This window comes from Spirosoma knui, assembly GCF_054780635.1.
This window is the reverse complement of sequence record NZ_BAAGVY010000002.1, coordinates 434,958-450,950: the sequence shown is the minus strand read 5'-3', so window position 1 is coordinate 450,950 and position 15,993 is coordinate 434,958. Positions and strand designations below refer to the sequence as shown.

The window sequence follows — 15,993 nt, the reverse complement described above, 5'->3', positions numbered from 1 at the left end:
CTCAGTTAACTGGCCCGTAGTGACTAAGCTGACGACGTTCCCGACCATACATCCAGCTTTAGATCGGTGCCGTCGAAAACGGCGTAGGTTTTGGCCGAGACCCACTCGCCGAGGTTAACGTAACGACTGTCCGTTGAAACGGCTAAATCGAGTGGCAGGTGCCGGTGACCAAATACGTAGTAGTCGTGATGTTGTCTGGCCTCTACCTCGCGGCAGTATTGCATGAGCCATTCGCGGTCTTCGCCCAGAAACTCCTCTCCTTTTTCCTGATTGCTGATCCGGCTCCGACGCGACCACGCATGCGCGAGGCCAATGCCCACATCGGGATGCACCCAACGGAACAGCCGTCGGGCCAGGCCATTTTCAAAAACGGTTTTCAATCGTTTATATACGAAGTCGCCCGGTCCTAATCCATCGCCGTGGCCAATGTAAAACCGTTTGTCGCCAATAACGTAACGCCGTGGCTCCCGATAAACCGGTATGCCCATCTCCTGCGTGAAGTAATCGCTCATCCACATATCGTGGTTTCCCGTGAACAGCACCACGCGCGTTCCGGCATCAGTCAGTTCGGCCAGTTTACCCTGTAGGCGAATGAATCCCTTAGGAATACTGCGCTTGTACTCGAACCAGAAATCGAATATATCGCCGACCAGAAAAACGACTTCAGCATCGGCCCGAATGCGATCAAGCCAGTTAACAACGGCCTGTTCGCGCAGGCGGCTTTGTTGGGGAGAGGGTGTGCCGAGGTGAAAATCAGAAGCAAAATAAGCTTTGCGGCTGGCGGTAAGCGGAATGGTTTCGACGTCAGACATGAATACGACTTATGCAGGCACAAAAGTACACAAGCTTTTGGAGCGGCCCGCACCCTCAAGTCAATCCGACAAATTAACCGTTCAATCAAGAGGCTGTCTGCTGTGTTTTCATTTGTGCTAACTTCCATGACTGTAGCATGACAACTGAACATTCTTTATGAGCAAGCAATGTCTTTTAGGAATAGTAATCGGCCTACTGCCCCTGGCATCCGTGATGGCGCAGGTGCGCATTTATGACCCAGGTCGGGTTGTGGAACGGAATGTAGAATACCGGGCCAACAGTAAAATTGATCAGGGCATTAACAAAGGACTCGATAAGGTCGAGGAAGGCGTCATCGGCATTTTCAAGAAAAAAGAGAAGCCGAAACTCAGTCAGAATAAGCCACAAACCGAGTCAGCTGAAAACGCGGCCGAGGCTGCCCCCACTGGGGAACAGCCCCAGCCAAACCGTCCGGTGACTACCAGGCCAGCAAACGACGGTCCCGTTACGTTGAAATCCTACAGCAAATTCGACTTTGTACCCGGCGACAAAGTTGTGGCAACAGAAGATTTTATGCAGGATGCTGTGGGCGACTTTCCGGCGAAGTGGAACTCCAGCGGCACCGGTGAGGTCGTGACCATCGACGGCAAAACGGGGCATTGGCTCATGCTCGGCAAAAAAGGTGAATACCTGCCCGAATACATCACTAAACTGCCCGACAACGCTACGCTCCAGTTTGATCTGGCGTCTACGACTAATTTTAACTTCTACTCGACCGAGTTATTCATCAACCTGGTTGCGCTGAACAACCCCGCCAAAGACTTCACGAACTGGAGCCGCTTCCCTACGCCAACGGAGGGGGTTCGGGTGTCCCTACACCCAAAAGATGCCGGTGACAAAGCTGGTCGCACTGCGTTCGTGAGTTATACCGCTGGCGATGAACTCGTCAAAAATGAAGCGGTACTGAATCAGTTTTACAGCGAAGGCCGCAACTACGTCCGCGTATCGATGTGGCGGCAAAAACAACGGCTGCGGGTTTATGTCAACGAAGAGAAAATCTGGGACATTCCGCGCGCCTTTCAGCCCAATATCAACTACAACTCGGTCGTATTATCGATGGGTGATATGGAACAGGAGCAGGATCGGTACTACATCAGCAACATCCGCCTGGCCGTTGGCGCCCCCGATACCCGGAACAAATTAATCACCGAGGGCAAATTCGTGACGACGGGCATCTTGTTTGATACCAACTCGGACAAGATCAAACCCGAATCGTACGGCGCGTTGAAAGACATCGCCAACGTCCTCACCGAGAATGCCAGCGTAACGGTTCGGATTATCGGCCATACGGACTCGGATGGCGACGATGCATCGAATCTGGCTTTATCTAAAAAGCGAGCAGCAGCGGTTAAGGCGGCCCTCAGTAGTACGTTCGGTATTGGTGAGAGCCGGATGGAGATCGACGGTAAAGGCGAATCGCAACCGGCAGCGCCGAATACTACCGCTGAAGGCAAGGCCAATAACCGACGCGTAGAGTTTGTCAAATTATAAATCCACCAAACAACTCGACCCGTAATTTGGTATTACAGGAAACCGCTATTCTGTATTTATGAAAACCAAATTGCTCATACTGGCTTTTCCACTTCTCTGTCTGACCTCGTGCTTTACCGGCGACGACTCTACTAATACTGACAACACGAACAATGCCGCCGGTACGGGTGATCCTGATTTAGCCCGTGAGGTGTCGGGGGTGTGGATGCTCAGCGAAGACCACCGCTTTGGCTACGATGAGCCCTGCAACTCGTTAAGCGAAGGGTATATTGAAGACGCATTTGAGATTAAACCGACCGATAAATTCGAAGCGCTCGATAGCCAGGAAGGCTGTCAGTTCCGGTGGGCCAATGGCTCGGTCAGTATCTCGTTTGGAGGACCAAAACCGTATCAGTCGATGTACCAGGCTGAGTACGTATTCAATAAGATGTTCCAGAACAATGCGGGGCCCGTATCTGGTCAGATGGGCGCTACGCAACAGAAGCCTACGTACACCGGCCCTGAACCGGAAGGAACTGGAGCCGAGCGGCCAGCCATTGAACCCAAAGGTGGCGCTACCGCCGACGTTGATGACGACGCGACACCAGCAAACGACTCATCGGAATCAGTATCAGGCATACCACCCGTTGCGGCTCAGTTCACAAAACCCGCCGTTAGCACCGGTCGGTTCGTAGCAATGCCTGGTGTTGGCGACAAAGCCGTTTGGGAACCCGCCAAAAACATGCTGCATGTGCTTTTCAACAATCATATTGTAAACGTCGGCGTGCAGATGAAAGGGACAACAGCACAACGGCAGCAGAAGGCAACGAGTCTCGCCGAAGTTATTCTGGATCGCTTTAGCCACGGTGAAGCTAACTGGAACTAACGGCTAATCAGCTAATTCTTCATGTATTAAAAAAGCCACCGAACTGGTGGCTTTTTTAATGATTATCGTAACTCCATACGCTCTATAAAGGAATTTGCTCAAAGACAACACTAGGCTGATCCTGATTCTTGAAAGCCTTCCGAGGGCGAATGTTTAAAGTCTGGAACAATTGCTGGTCAGCATCTTCGTCAGGGTTAGGCGTTGTCAGCAGCTTATCACCCGCAAAGATTGAGTTAGCGCCTGCCAGAAAGCACAGCGCCTGCTCTTCGGTGTTCATCCGAACGCGCCCGGCCGACAAGCGTACCATCGCCTTTGGCATGATGATACGTGCCGTAGCAATCATCCGGACCATCTCCCAAATCGACACCCGAGGCTGGTCTTCGAGCGGGGTTCCTTCTACCGGCACCAGCGCATTGACGGGTACAGATTCGGGGTGCTCGGGCAGGGTTGCTAGCGTGTGCAGCATACCAATGCGGTCCACCTCCGTTTCACCCATACCGATAATACCGCCGGAACAAACTGAGATACCCGCTTTACGAGCGTGCCCAATGGTACTTAACCGGTCGTCGTAGGTTCGGGTGCTGATAATGTCTCCGTAGTATTCTTCGCTTGTATCGAGGTTATGATTATAGGCGTATAAACCGGCGTCTTTCAACTTCTGCGCCTGACTTTCAGTAAGCATACCCAGCGTGCAGCACACCTCCAGCCCCATTTCGTTAACGCCCTGTACCATTTCCAGCACTTTGTCGAAATCGCGGTTATCGCGCACTTCCCGCCAGGCAGCACCCATACAGAAGCGCGTACTTCCGGTGTCTTTAGCACGTTGGGCGGCCGTCAGCACCTCATCGACTTCCATAAGTTTGTGCACCTTTACGTTGGTGTGGTAACGAGCGGCCTGCGGGCAGTAGGCACAATCTTCGGGGCAGCCGCCCGTCTTCACCGACAAAAGTGTGCACACCTGTACTTCCTGCGGGTCGTGGTGCTGGCGATGAACAGTAGCCGCCTGATAGATCAACTCCAGAACAGGCGAATTATAAATCTCCGCGATTTCAGCGCGTGTCCAGTCGGTACGAATCATATTCCTATACTATATAGCTTAATGAAAGCAGGCAGCACTCGGTCAGTCTGCCTCGTGAACGGGTAAAGTTAAGGGGTCAGGGGGATATGGACAATAAAAATTGGCCAGACTGCTTCGGTTTGCTATTTACGGATGAACTGCAGTCAATTGGCGACGGAGATAGCTGCTTACTGAAAAAGACGCAGCCCCTCCTACTCCAACCTTTTCAGCCTGCATAGGGTCATGCCATAAATGTTATCTGTGTATGAAAATTGGTAGCCAAGTTACTCCGTTTTTGCTGCTGATGGGATTGGTAGCAAGCGCCTGCCGCGAAGAACCTTTCCAAACCGAGCAACGCTACAAACATGATCTGGTGAGCGAAGCCGATTGCCAGAAACGTCAATCCGTTAATCAGGAACTTAACTGTGTGGAATGGATTATGTTTTCAGCCAATGGCCAGGTCAATTTGTTACTGGGTGGTGGAGACATTATCGTGCGCAGTACGTACACTCGGACCAATAACCAGATTAAAATACAACCTGCATCCGGTCTGCCCACACTCGTTAGATTCAAGGTTATCAGCAGCACTGAATTGATTAGAACTGACAACGGCACGAGGTGGATAACATATTAGGTTCGGTAGATGAGCTAGCTCGTTTTACTGGATTAGTAGCCAATAAAAACCGCAGGCCGACGGGTGAGCGTCATGCCTGCGGCAAACCATTATAGGTTGATACATGCCCACTGCGGGCACATCGTCCATACGTAACCCGTGGCGCGATGGTTGCGTTACGTCCTTATTTTACGCCGAAAAACAAGCGGGTTACTTTGAACGGACGAATCAACAGCAGATACAGAGCGACACAAACCACCAGGGTAGAAAAGCTAACAACGAGAAATCCATCGTACACCCCTAAGCTGGTTCTGGTCAGCACGAAATAACCAATGATGACAATAACGGTCTGGTGCAGGATGTAAAACGGGTACACCGCTTCGTTCAGATGACGCAAAATGGGCCGGTTAACGTTTAAATAACGGTATCCATACCCAATCGTAGCCAGTACGGACGCCACCATCAGGCACAACCCATTGGTGAAATACGTAAAGTCAACCCAGAAGATGGTGTCGATTTCCTGGTACGTGAATACGATCCTCATACCGTATAAAACGACAGTAAACACGAGGGTAGCCGCTAAAAAATACCGGCGCTGATCGGTCAAAAGCTGCCAGAACTCCTGACGACTAATCAACACGTAACCGAACCAGAACAGCAGTAAGTTTTCGACAAAATAAGCCCAGTCGTTTATCAGCGCATGAGTCTCGTCAGGATAAAACGGACGTAACATATACTGACTAAGCGCAATTACTACGATCATCAGCCACATGGCTCCTCCCGGTTTGGCAATCAGGCGGCCAATTCGGTCTATGCATCGTTGACCACTCGACTGCTTAAGCCAGCGAAAGACGGTAATGCTAATCAGGGCATACAGAAACAGATACGCGACAAACCAGAGGTGGTGCCAGCTAAACGCGCCACCGGTGCCCCCGTCATGATAAGGCTGAAATTTGAAAACTTCGGGGTAGAACTCACCATAGCTACCCGTAAACCTCCGGGATGCCGTACCACCCCGAAATAGCCACTCGACGTAAATCTGGGGAGGCACAACCACGAATATACCAAACACCAGCGGCAGGAATAAGCGCCGAACGCGCTCACCTGCGTAAGCACCATACGACCGTTTACGCAGGGCAAAAAATGTGCCCGCGCCCGAAATGAAAAAGAGTAATGGCATCCGCCAGCGGTGCAGCCACTGCATCACCCACTCAAACGGCCTGCTGATTTCAGCGCTTTGAATATGCCAGCCCCACGATACGTAGATCATGCCCGTATGGTAAAAGAGCAGGGTCAGAATCGCGATAATTCGCAGCCAGTCGAGATCGTACCGGCGTCCGGTCAGCTGCCGCTCGGCCGGTGTGATACGGGTTAAATCAGCGGTATTGTTCGCTAAGGAGGTTACATTCGGATTCGGTTGCACAGGAAGAGCCATTAGAAACACAGGGTTGGTTCGATGACCCAAAAGTGGGCTCGAAACTCACCGAATGGCCTATTTGCCGACGATTACGAAGTTCATGCCGACCGGGACGAAGTCGCCGTGGCCCGAAATTGGGCCGGTGTCTGGTTGGTCAGGCGCTTAAAAGCGGTGTGAAAGGCGGAGGATGAGTTATAACCAACTCGCTCGGCGATCTCGTCAATTTTCAAATAGGACGTAGCGGGGTCCTGTAAAATCGCCTGAGCTTCGCGAACGCGGTACGTAGCGAGCAGATCAAAAAAACTCTGCTCCAGTCGGTCGTTCAGTAACTGGGATAGATGATGCGGAGTGGTGTTTAACCGACTGGCTAATTTTGGCAGCGATAAATCGCTTTGCAGATACGGCTTTTCAACCGCCATGAGTCGGGTTAGCTTTTGCAGAACAACTTCTTCGACTTCTTCCGACAAGGATGATTTTTCGTATTTCTTTCTGGGTTCGGTCACAGGCTGAGGCAGCTCGACCGGATCGGCTATACTCACTACTGGCTCAACGCTCAGAAAATCAGATCCCCGCATCACCAGAAAACTTATGGCGTAAATAGTGACAGATATGTACGTAGCCAGCAGGTAGTCGCCAAGGTCGTTGTAGAACTGCGGTTTTACCAGCACAATCAGAAAGGGCACCAGGGCGAACAGCCAACTGAGGATACGTAGTACGTTGAGCTTGCCCGACGACCGCAGCGCGGGATTCCGGCGAATTGCGTTTCGAATGGTCAGCAGCGCCAATCCGGAATAAATCAGGCAGCTCAGCAAGGTCATCTCATTGATATACCCGCGCAGGCCCGTGAAATCTTCGTGCAGGTACGGCTTTACGGGTATAAACGGAAGTTCGGGATGCCAGGAATGCAAGTAGGAGTTGTATCTGAACTCAATGGGCTGATAGAACCACGTAACGGCGTTGGCCAGCCAGATACCAAAGGGCAGCAAATGCCAGGCCCAATACTGGGGAGGCCGCTGGTGGATTCGGCTGAACACGTAGAAGTACAACAGCGGGGCCAGCGTGAAGTTGAACGGCTCGGCAAAATCGACCGTCCACAACGCCCGAAACGTGTAGTTGGTGTAGTTGAGGAAGATCTCGCCCTCTACGGCCGATACAGCCAGCGTAAACAAACCCAGACAGCGATTGGCGACGCTTTGGGCTCGCTTGCCCGTCAGGAAGAACACACCCAGGAAAATCGCCTGCGCTACGCCCAGCAGCATGACCAGCGCAAACAGATCGAGATGAACGGGGAGGGTCTGCATCGAACAGGCGTTATGGGTTGCAAGGTAAAAAAAGCCGACAGGCAAAAAAAGACCTACAAGAGTCGTACGTCTTGTAGGTCTAACGATTAGGCAAACCAAACTTACTATCGAATGTCCATTTCAAACGGCAACCGGGCCTGAATGCCCTGCATCGTCTTCAATTTCTTCAGGTATTTTACGTACGGAGCCAACTCACCGAGCTGCGCCTGAACCTGCGTATCTTCGCTGTCGCCGAACGACCGCATCAACTGCTCAAAGAAATCTTTCTTGCGGGGTTGGTACTTCAGCCGGTAGTCACCCTCGTTCAGCTTTGCGGTCTGGGCCGCTAGTTTTATCGCATCATCCAAGCCCCCGAGCTGGTCTACTAACCCAATGGCTTTCCCTTGTGTTCCGGTCCAAACACGACCACCCGCAATGGCCCGCACGCTATCGACCGGAATTTTGCGGCCAGCGGCTACCTTACTGGTAAAGATGGTATAGAACCGGTCGGCACCTTTCTGAATCACCTGCTTCTGAAACGGCGTCATTTCGTGCGTAACCGACGGAAAATCGGAGTTAGCGTTGGTTTTCACCCGGTCATACGTAACGCCGAGCTTTTCTTTAAAAAACCCTTCGGTATTGAACAGCAGCGAGAAGACGCCAATGGAACCCGTAATGGTATTGGGCTGAGCCACAATCTTATTACAGCCCATCAGCATGTAATATCCGCCCGAAGCAGCGTAATCAGACATCGAGCCAATAACGGGCTTCACCTTACGGGCCAGTTCCACCTCCCGGTACATGACGTCCGAAGCGGTACCATCTCCCCCACCTGAGTTGACACGTAACACAATCGCTTTCACTTTGTCGTCGAGCCGGGCCTTCCGAATCTCTTCGGCAATAGTTTCCGAGCCAATACTGTTGTCATCGCCCTTGCCTGAGTTAATATCGCCCGATGCCACGATGACCGCTATACGGTTTTTGCCGCTGCCTTCGCTGCTTCCGTCATCACCTTTTTCCGCTTTCTGGTATTTGCTGAACGAGATGTAGTTGATCTTCTTTTTCTCATCGATACCCAGTTGCTTCTTAATCACGCTTTCGAGTTCATCCTGATAGCCGACGTTCGTCACCAGCTTGGTCCGTAAGGCATCCTGAGGTGTCTGAATGGTCAGGTTATCGGCATACCGTTTCAGGGAGTCGACGCGCAGGCCACGGCTCTGGGCTACTCGTACCAGCATGTGGTCGTTGATTGAACTCAGGAACGACGTCACCTGCCGCTTATTCGGCTCGCTCATGTCCTCACGGATAAACGGCTCGATGGCACTTTTGAATTCGCCCACGCGGAAGATCTCCGCTTTAATTCCCAGCTTATCGAGCGTTCCTTTAAAGAACGTAAGCTCCGCATTCAGGCCATTCCATTCCAGGTCGCCCGTTGGATTGAGGTAGATTTTATCGGCAACCGACGCGAGGTAATAGCCTTTTTCGGTCATCCGCTCGGCGTAGGTATACACAAACTTCTTCGATTGCTTGAAATCGATCAGCGCGTTACGTACCTCTTCGAGCGTGGCCCAGCCCGCATTCGGATTTTCGGTTTGCAGATAAATGCCTTCGATGTTATCGTCTTCTTTGGCTTCCTTCAACGCCTGCTTGATCTCAATCAGGCCCAGCGCATCGCCAGAACTGCCAAATGCTCCATCAAACGGATTATCGGCACCCCGTTCCTGAATAGGCTTGTCGAGGTCAATTTTCAACACAGAATTTTCCTTCACGTCGGTTTTGGAGTCAGCCGATGATGACACAGCCGCCGTAAAACCGATGAGCAGCAAAAAGCCGATGAACGAAAACAATAAAAGCCCAATAATGGTGGCTAGAACGTATTTAAGAAACTGTCGCATGAATCATAAACGAGTTGTGTGCTTACTACACATAATGAACAAAAATACGCCAGGATTTACCCAGTTCGCAGGAAAAATGTTAAGTGTGCCATTGGGCGGATAAGTGGTCGAAAAACAGAAAAAGCCTATGCTTCCGCACAGGCTATCCATGAGTCAGGTTCTTGTCCAGTCGACTAAGCTGGCATCTCGGCGTAATCCTGCATCGAGGTGCGGATCACTTCGAGCGCTTCCTCCCGGCCGTAGATATTGGCCAGTTCCATAACGGCGGGCTCACCAGGCAGGTTTTTATACGTCAGGAAGTAGTGACGAAGGCGTTTTACAACCGCTTCGGGTAAGTCGCTCAGGTCGTCGTACTGACCAAACATCGCATCACCTTTCAGGACCGCAATGATTTTATCGTCCGCTTCACCTTTGTCGATCAGGCGGAATCCACCGATCGGGATGGCTTGCAGCAGAATATCGCCGTGCGTAATCTCGCGCTCGGTCAAAACGCAAATATCCAGTGGGTCACCATCGCCCATCTCAACCAGACGACCCGACCGCTCGGACGCTAAACGAGCAATGCGGTCGCCACAGAAGGTGCGGGGTACAAAGCCGTACAGCGCCGGGATAATGTTGGAATACTGCTGAGGGCGGTCGATCTTGAGATAGCCCGATTCTTTATCAATTTCATATTTAACCGTATCCGTCGGTACGATTTCAATAAAGGCCGTAATGATGTCCGGAGCGTTTTCACCGGGCGAAATACCATGCCAGGGATGTGCTTTTGAAGGAGTTTTTGCCATCGGGTCGAGTTGTGTCGGCTCAAAAAATGCTTGCATACGATTTTAAGAAAAAACTGGAATAATCTGTGTTTGTTGGAGAGCAAAAACAAACATTCCGCCCGCTTTACGTCCTGAATGGCCACTATGGCCTGACATAAAGCGGGCGGAATGCCCTGAATGCGCACAAAAGTACGAAGGGAAACGGATAAGCCGCGTTTTTTCGTTTAAACGGGCCATTCTTTTCCAGGCGGCATCACCTGTTAACTAGACCGGCATTGTCTCCAGAAAGCCAACCCGTTCGGCAACCTGATACTCTCCGGACCGGTTCAGGCTTTGCCGGACCAGCATCTCGCCCAGAAACCCAGCCAGAAATAGTTGAACGCCAAGGATAATGGCGACCAGGCCAAAATAAAACAGCGGATTGTCGGTCGCATTTCGAAACTTCACGCCCTGCGCAATATTGATCAGTTTGTCGACAATAAGCCAGAGCGCGAGTACGGTTCCGATAAAGAACGATAAGGTACCAAACGTACCGAAAAAGTGCATGGGTCGCTTACTAAAACGATGCACGAAGGCAATGACCAGTACGTCCAGAAAGCCGTTCACAAAGCGTTCGAGACCAAACTTGGTGGTTCCGTACTTACGAGCGCGGTGCTGAACAACCTTCTCGCCGATGCGGCTAAACCCGTTCCATTTGGCTACGATGGGCAGATTTCGGTGCATATCGCCGTACAGCGTGGGTGCTATCGACTTCACCACGTTCTGCTTATAGGCTTTCAGGCCGCAGTTAAAATCATGGAGCTGCACCCCCGAAATCCAGCGCGAAACCGCATTGAACAGTTTGGTAGGTAAGGTCTTAGTCAGCGGGTCGTAGCGTTTTTGCTTCCAGCCCGACACCAGATCGTATTTATCGGCAGTAATCATTCGGTACAGCTCCGGAATTTCGTCGGGACTGTCCTGTAAATCGGCATCCATCGTAATAACGACCTGCCCACGAACGGCCTGAAAGCCGGTTTGCAGGGCGGCTGTCTTCCCGTAATTGCGGTTAAAGCGAATGCCGCGCACGTTCGCATTGACGCTCGCCAGCCGCTCGACAACGGCCCATGAATCGTCGGTACTCCCGTCGTCGACAAATAAAATTTCGTACGTATAATTCTGCTCCGTTACTACCCGCACGATCCAGTCGTGTAATTCTGGCAACGATTCCTCTTCGTTGTAGAGCGGAATGAGAACGGTAAGTTGAAGCGATTGGGTCATGTACTGATTTTCGAACGATGCGCCAAAAACGGGTATTGGCGACTGATTTACTCTATAAACGCAAATTACAGCGCATCAATTCACTGGTAAAGGTCGGAAAGAGATTTAAAAAATCAGGTAAAAATCGCGCAGGAGTTCACGAAAGTCGGCCGTGTAGGTTCGCCCGTCCGGTTCGTAAATAGTCAGTGCGTCTTGCGTTACCTGTTGCTGCGCCAATGAGAAGCCCGTAATCACCCGAAAAACAGGCTTTGTTGCTTGGTGACGTAACGACAACTGCAGGTGAGGGCTTAACCCATGAGCCTGGGCTAGCTCCGTCAGCTTTCCGGTCTCGTATGGCGGCAGCAAAACCCACCATTGCCCATCGGTTCGTAGCAGTTGAACAACCGCTTCGAGCAAGTCTGAAAACGGCAATTCGTCGGTATGTAAGGCCCGATTAACGGCGGCATCAGGAGAGCGGAGGTGGTTGGTGTAGAACGGTGGATTGGTCAGGATGCAATCGTAACGCTCATACATATCGGAAAGGGCGAAATCCTGTATTCGGCTGTGCGTTACGTGTATCCGATCTGCAAACGGGCTATTCGTTACGTTCTCGACAGCCTGTCCGTAGGCTGACTCATCGACCTCAACGGCATCAACGACTGCCGTCGTGTTTCGCTGTGCCGCCATCAGCGCCAGCAAGCCAGTTCCCGCACCAATGTCCAGAACACGGGTTCCGGTTACGTTCGCGTAGGCACCCAGTACACAGGCATCGGTGCACACCTTCATGGCCGTGCGATCTTGCTGAATGGTAAATTGCTTGAAGCGAAACACAATCAGATTATTTGCGACCGAAATCAGCCGGATTTTCTCCCCAAACGGTTGTTTCCCACTTCAGCACCGGATTGGCGTACCGATGGGTTTGCAGCCAGGTTTCAGCCCGATCGAGCAGTTCAAACAGTTCGGCGTTACGTGGCGTTTCTTCCAGCTTCGTGTTGGCTTTCTTTTTCTTTACCCAGCCAATGGCCGTTCTGGAATCGGAGTAAACCGGGATGTTACTGCCTTTCTGGTGAAGCAAAGCGAGGGCATGCACAATCGCCAGAAACTCGCCGATGTTATTGGTCCCATCGGAATAAGGGCCTTTCAGAAAGACTTTCTGCTTCGTGGCTAAATAAATGCCCTGATATTCCATATCCCCCGTAGCGGTATTCCAGGCGGCATCTACCACCAGGCTATCTTCGATCGGGTTGCCTACCAAACCCGGAATTTTCTGGCTTGTTGAGCCACCCGCCTTCACCTGGCCGATGTGTACATGGGGCTTCTCTTTATAGGCTTTAAGCGCAGCGGCTTTGGTATCAAATGATTTAAACAGAGCTCCATCGAAGCCCGCGGTTTGTTTCTGACACGCTTCCCACGTATCAAACACGCCAGTCTCCCGACCACGCCAGACAACGTAAAACTTAGGCTTTTTCTGAGCCATATTCACATCAACTTAATCCTACAAAAGTAATGACAAGCCGGTGTTTGTTCTGTTCTATTTACTTAAATTATAGTTTACCAGTTATTACATAAACCAGAAGCAGTTCAACTACGTAGTTGAACTGCTTCTGGTTTATGCCTATTTTACTTTTTTCTAATCGTCGTCTTCGTCGTCCTGGCTACCGCCCGGCCAGAACGTATAGAGCAATAACCCAGCAACAAATCCCCAGCCGAGTGCCCTCGCTACGTTGTACGAGATTGGCGACGGCATATCGACGATACCATTCTCGTCGGTCACCGCGGGTTGTTTTACGTACCGCCCCTCCGAGGGGATCGACATCTCTTCAAAGCTATGTACCAGCCGATTCAGACCCAACTCTAAATCGAGGCCCCGAACGGACACACCATGACCTGTTCCGGCAGCGCGTGGATTCAGCGCAGCCAATTTCTGCACCGACTGTTTCGCGGCCTGCCAGTCGCAGGTAAAGTAAGCAGGTGGGCCGTGAAACTCTTCGCGTTGCGTCGCCACCGCCGAAGCCGCATTCTGATTTGTCGTAACAAAGGCATCGCCGACAATCAGCGTGCGGTCCTTATCTCGAAATAGCGAAATGTGCCCCGGTGCGTGACCTGGTGTGTGAATCACGCGCCAATCTGGCAACTCTGGAATTGTCCCGTTTTCGGGTAAAGGTTTAACTTTATCTCCGTAATCATCGGGGCCAATCGGGAAGATGAAGGAGGTATACGACATCATTCCACCACCAATGGCCGGATCTGGCGGTGGGTAGCTTGACTTACCCGTCAGGTACGGCATTTCCAATGGATGCGCATACACCGGTACGTCCCATTCTTTCAGTAAAGATTTCAGCGAGCCCGTGTGGTCGAAATGTCCATGCGTGAGCACAATGGCATCAGGCTTCGCATTAGGCCCGAATAACTGTTCGGCTTTTTTCTTGATCTGACCGGTATAGCCCGGCAAACCAGCGTCTACCAGCACCCATGGATTACCAGCACCCGGCTGGCCAATAAAGAAGACGTTGACAAACAAGGTTTTCAGACCATGAACGTCGGTTGTTACGTCATAAGGCGACGGTGCACTCGCATCAGCTGGTACATCGAGTTCGACTTGGCTTTCCATATACGTTAAGATTGGTTAGACGTATCAACCCAGTCACTTACTAGATTGTTCAGCTAACTAGGTTACTGGCCCCAGTCTACTTAGATTCTAGCTATAACGGACTGCGAAGGTCGCCTGCAATGGGCGGATGTTACCTCTACCGATACTCCCTATTACCTGCCCGACCGTATCCTTATACGTAACGGATACGATTAAACGCAGTAATCAATTATGATGCCGTAGCGGAATGCTCAGTTTATGCGAAACGGTCAATCCAGCTACTTATCTTCGTCTCGATAATTAGCTTTTGCTAAATCTACCATCAGCTTCCCTTTCAGCCTCAGATAATCCCAAATGAGAATCCTTCTTCTTACCATTGTCAGTCTCCTGACCATACTCGCACAAGCCTTAGCCCAACCAGCTCAGTCGTCTAGCCTTAAGTCTACCTACACAAATCCAGTCATTGCGGGCGACTTTGCCGATCCTTCCGTCATTCGGGTTGGCGACACGTATTTCGCCGTTGGAACCTCCTCGGAGTGGGCACCAGCCTACCCTATTTACACCTCAAAAGATCTTGTGAATTGGAGCTACGTTGGCCCCGTGTTTAATGAGCTTCCCCAGTGGACAATGGGCAGCTACTGGGCTCCAGAGCTGTTCTACCGGAATGGCACGTATTCCGTGTATTACACGGCTCGGCGGAAAAGTGACCAGCGTTCATTTATCGGCGTTGCGACGAGCCGCGACCTGACGAAAGGATTTACTGATCACGGCCTGTTACTGGAATGGACGAGCGAAGCGATTGATCCGTTTATTATCGACGAGGCCGGTAAACTTTTCATTACCTGGAAAGCCTATGGTTTAGATAAAGGCAGGTCCATTGAACTTCTGGGTGCGGAACTGTCGGCCGACGGACTCAAGGTTACGGGTCAGGCGTTTACCCTCATCAAGGCGGAGGCAGACAACTGGGAAAAAGGAGGAGCTGAAGGCCAGGCGATTTTTAAACGGGGTAGCTACTACTACATGCTCTATTCGGGCAACGCCTGTTGCGGAGCGCAATGTAACTATCAGGTTGGTGTAGCCCGCGCCCAGACACTACGTGGACCTTGGGAGAAATACATTAACAACCCGTTATTAATCAGTGACGACGCCTGGAAATGCCCCGGACACGGAACTGTTGTAGTAACGCCCGATCAGCGCTACTTTTACCTACACCACGCCTACGATGGCGTCGATTTTACCTTTACCGGCCGTCAGGGCGTGCTGAGTGAGTTGATCTGGGATGACAAAAGTCAATGGCCCACGTTTCAGTATGGGCACTCAACGCCTACCCAGGCAGCGTCACCGCTGCAGACGATGCAGAAGCGTCAATCAGACCTATCAGTTAACTTTAGCCAGGCTAGGAACGATGTTCCCTGGGTGTGGGATGTGAGTCTTCCCAAGCCAACCTATAGCATCAAGCAGGGTCAGTTGCAACTGGTCAACAAGGGCACAGGCCAGGCTGGCACTTTTCTGGGCCTTGTCATTAAAAAAGGAACCTATACCCTGTCGGCCGACATCGTTCCCCAGGCCGACTTACTCCAAAGCGTGTGCTTATACGGTGATGCCCAGAACCAATTAGGACTCGGTATTCGGCAGGGATCGCTTGAACTCTGGCAGATTAAGGCGGGAACACGTAACGTATTAAAGACACAGCCGTTACCGGAAGGTACCTCTTCGATTACGCTGGAAATTCGGAGTCAACGGGGTCAGTTTTATGAGTTTGGCTGGCGCAATAAAGAAGGCAAGTATACTCGGATAACCGATGCTGCGTTAGATGGATCGTTTCTGCCCCGCTGGGACCGGGCACCCCGTGTAGGTATCGGTCTTAGTGGCAAAGACCAGGCGAATAGCCAGATTAGTGCAATGTCGATTCACTATGACGAGTCCTAAATTA

The 15,993-nt window shown here is 51.4% G+C and carries 14 protein-coding genes; 4 read left to right on the top strand and 10 right to left on the bottom strand.

The genetic code is table 11. The annotated features are described in order from the left end of the window. Positions 1-23: 23 nt before the first annotated feature. Positions 24-812 (bottom strand): UDP-2,3-diacylglucosamine diphosphatase, encoded by a 789-nt coding sequence (locus tag ACYVIY_RS06555; protein ID WP_460975498.1) that lies wholly within the window; start codon positions 810-812, stop codon positions 24-26. Between the two features lie 157 nt (positions 813-969). On the opposite strand from ACYVIY_RS06555, the gene ACYVIY_RS06550 reads away from it, so the two are divergent. Together ACYVIY_RS06550 and ACYVIY_RS06545 are read left to right on the top strand one after the other, a co-directional pair. Next, positions 970-2,343: an OmpA family protein gene (locus ACYVIY_RS06550; protein WP_460975497.1), complete on the top strand. Its 1,374-nt coding sequence runs from the start codon at positions 970-972 to the stop codon at positions 2,341-2,343. A 58-nt stretch (positions 2,344-2,401) separates the two neighbouring features. Next, positions 2,402-3,208 (top strand): hypothetical protein, encoded by an 807-nt coding sequence (locus tag ACYVIY_RS06545; RefSeq protein WP_460975496.1) that lies wholly within the window; start codon positions 2,402-2,404, stop codon positions 3,206-3,208. Between the two features lie 82 nt (positions 3,209-3,290). Here ACYVIY_RS06545 and bioB read toward each other — a convergent pair whose 3' ends face one another. Beyond that, a complete protein-coding gene (gene bioB, locus ACYVIY_RS06540) occupies positions 3,291-4,286 on the bottom strand; it encodes a biotin synthase BioB (protein ID WP_460975495.1) in 996 nt (331 codons plus the stop codon). A gap of 244 nt (positions 4,287-4,530) precedes the next feature. Here bioB and ACYVIY_RS06535 point away from each other — a divergent pair, with 244 nt between their 5' ends. After that, positions 4,531-4,899 carry a hypothetical protein gene (locus ACYVIY_RS06535; protein WP_460975494.1) on the top strand — a complete coding sequence of 123 codons (369 nt, stop codon included), beginning with the start codon at positions 4,531-4,533 and terminating at the stop codon, positions 4,897-4,899. 163 nt (positions 4,900-5,062) lie between these two features. Here the strand turns inward: ACYVIY_RS06535 and ACYVIY_RS06530 are convergent, their stop codons facing one another. The 8 genes from ACYVIY_RS06530 to ACYVIY_RS06495 form a co-directional block, all read right to left on the bottom strand. Then, positions 5,063-6,313 (bottom strand): acyltransferase family protein, encoded by a 1,251-nt coding sequence (locus ACYVIY_RS06530; protein WP_460975493.1) that lies wholly within the window; start codon positions 6,311-6,313, stop codon positions 5,063-5,065. Between the two features lie 80 nt (positions 6,314-6,393). Then, the gene (locus ACYVIY_RS06525) at positions 6,394-7,596 is read right to left on the bottom strand and encodes a helix-turn-helix transcriptional regulator (RefSeq protein ID WP_460975492.1); all 1,203 of its coding nucleotides are present in this window, start codon (positions 7,594-7,596) and stop codon (positions 6,394-6,396) included. 104 nt (positions 7,597-7,700) lie between these two features. Next, positions 7,701-9,470: a signal peptide peptidase SppA gene (gene sppA, locus ACYVIY_RS06520; RefSeq protein ID WP_460975491.1), complete on the bottom strand. Its 1,770-nt coding sequence runs from the start codon at positions 9,468-9,470 to the stop codon at positions 7,701-7,703. Positions 9,471-9,643: 173 nt separating this feature from the next. Beyond that, positions 9,644-10,291 (bottom strand): inorganic pyrophosphatase, encoded by a 648-nt coding sequence (locus ACYVIY_RS06515; RefSeq protein WP_460975490.1) that lies wholly within the window; start codon positions 10,289-10,291, stop codon positions 9,644-9,646. A 207-nt stretch (positions 10,292-10,498) separates the two neighbouring features. Then, complete coding sequence (locus ACYVIY_RS06510; RefSeq protein WP_460975489.1) at positions 10,499-11,491, bottom strand: glycosyltransferase family 2 protein; 993 nt, start codon at positions 11,489-11,491, stop codon at positions 10,499-10,501. Between the two features lie 105 nt (positions 11,492-11,596). Continuing rightward, positions 11,597-12,256, bottom strand: a complete 660-nt coding sequence (locus tag ACYVIY_RS06505; protein WP_460975919.1) for a tRNA1(Val) (adenine(37)-N6)-methyltransferase — start codon at positions 12,254-12,256, stop codon at positions 11,597-11,599. A gap of 52 nt (positions 12,257-12,308) precedes the next feature. Then, a complete protein-coding gene (locus tag ACYVIY_RS06500; protein WP_460975488.1) occupies positions 12,309-12,947 on the bottom strand; it encodes a ribonuclease H1 domain-containing protein in 639 nt (212 codons plus the stop codon). Between the two features lie 153 nt (positions 12,948-13,100). Beyond that, positions 13,101-14,081, bottom strand: a complete 981-nt coding sequence (locus tag ACYVIY_RS06495; RefSeq protein ID WP_460975487.1) for an MBL fold metallo-hydrolase — start codon at positions 14,079-14,081, stop codon at positions 13,101-13,103. A gap of 333 nt (positions 14,082-14,414) precedes the next feature. Here ACYVIY_RS06495 and ACYVIY_RS06490 point away from each other — a divergent pair, with 333 nt between their 5' ends. Then, positions 14,415-15,989, top strand: a complete 1,575-nt coding sequence (locus tag ACYVIY_RS06490; RefSeq protein ID WP_460975486.1) for a glycoside hydrolase family 43 protein — start codon at positions 14,415-14,417, stop codon at positions 15,987-15,989. Positions 15,990-15,993 lie beyond the last annotated feature (4 nt).

What these genes read in the sequence shown, in the direction of transcription:
- ACYVIY_RS06555 (WP_460975498.1), bottom strand. Translation starts at nt 812, where the DNA reads ATGTCTGACGTCGAAACCATTCCGCTTACCGCCAGCCGCAAAGCTTAT.
- ACYVIY_RS06550 (WP_460975497.1), top strand. Translation starts at nt 970, where the DNA reads ATGAGCAAGCAATGTCTTTTAGGAATAGTAATCGGCCTACTGCCCCTG.
- ACYVIY_RS06545 (WP_460975496.1), top strand. Translation starts at nt 2,402, where the DNA reads ATGAAAACCAAATTGCTCATACTGGCTTTTCCACTTCTCTGTCTGACC.
- bioB (WP_460975495.1), bottom strand. Translation starts at nt 4,286, where the DNA reads ATGATTCGTACCGACTGGACACGCGCTGAAATCGCGGAGATTTATAAT.
- ACYVIY_RS06535 (WP_460975494.1), top strand. Translation starts at nt 4,531, where the DNA reads ATGAAAATTGGTAGCCAAGTTACTCCGTTTTTGCTGCTGATGGGATTG.
- ACYVIY_RS06530 (WP_460975493.1), bottom strand. Translation starts at nt 6,313, where the DNA reads ATGGCTCTTCCTGTGCAACCGAATCCGAATGTAACCTCCTTAGCGAAC.
- ACYVIY_RS06525 (WP_460975492.1), bottom strand. Translation starts at nt 7,596, where the DNA reads ATGCAGACCCTCCCCGTTCATCTCGATCTGTTTGCGCTGGTCATGCTG.
- sppA (WP_460975491.1), bottom strand. Translation starts at nt 9,470, where the DNA reads ATGCGACAGTTTCTTAAATACGTTCTAGCCACCATTATTGGGCTTTTA.
- ACYVIY_RS06515 (WP_460975490.1), bottom strand. Translation starts at nt 10,291, where the DNA reads ATGCAAGCATTTTTTGAGCCGACACAACTCGACCCGATGGCAAAAACT.
- ACYVIY_RS06510 (WP_460975489.1), bottom strand. Translation starts at nt 11,491, where the DNA reads ATGACCCAATCGCTTCAACTTACCGTTCTCATTCCGCTCTACAACGAA.
- ACYVIY_RS06505 (WP_460975919.1), bottom strand. Translation starts at nt 12,256, where the DNA reads ATGAAGGTGTGCACCGATGCCTGTGTACTGGGTGCCTACGCGAACGTA.
- ACYVIY_RS06500 (WP_460975488.1), bottom strand. Translation starts at nt 12,947, where the DNA reads ATGGCTCAGAAAAAGCCTAAGTTTTACGTTGTCTGGCGTGGTCGGGAG.
- ACYVIY_RS06495 (WP_460975487.1), bottom strand. Translation starts at nt 14,081, where the DNA reads ATGGAAAGCCAAGTCGAACTCGATGTACCAGCTGATGCGAGTGCACCG.
- ACYVIY_RS06490 (WP_460975486.1), top strand. Translation starts at nt 14,415, where the DNA reads ATGAGAATCCTTCTTCTTACCATTGTCAGTCTCCTGACCATACTCGCA.